Source organism: Nocardia amamiensis, assembly GCF_015477605.1.
GTDB lineage: Bacteria > Actinomycetota > Actinomycetes > Mycobacteriales > Mycobacteriaceae > Nocardia > Nocardia amamiensis_A.
The window spans coordinates 1-258 of sequence record NZ_JADLQX010000317.1; the positions used below are offsets into that span (position 1 = coordinate 1).

Annotated in this window: 1 protein-coding gene; it reads left to right on the plus strand. The window is 74.0% G+C overall.

What is annotated here, in order from left to right:
- Nucleotides 1-258 (plus strand): hypothetical protein (locus IU459_RS37965; RefSeq protein WP_195134356.1); only part of this gene is annotated, 258 nt, incomplete at both ends.

Below are 258 nucleotides of genomic sequence, written 5' to 3' on the forward strand. Positions count from 1 at the left end.
GGCACGACATGCTGCGGGCGAGCCTGCGCCGCGACGGCGACGACTGGGTCGTCGAGACCGCCGCGCCGGGCACGGTCGAGGTGGACGCGCTGATCGATCGGACCGAGTTCGACGCGGGCGTCGGCGATGCCGAGCTGGTCGAGGTCGCCTCGGCCGCGCTGGACGAGTCGCTGGACCGGCTCGATCCGGCGGCCGGCGTGGTCATCCGGTTCGTGTGGCTGGAACCCTCGGCCGCCGATCGCGCCGGACGACTGATCG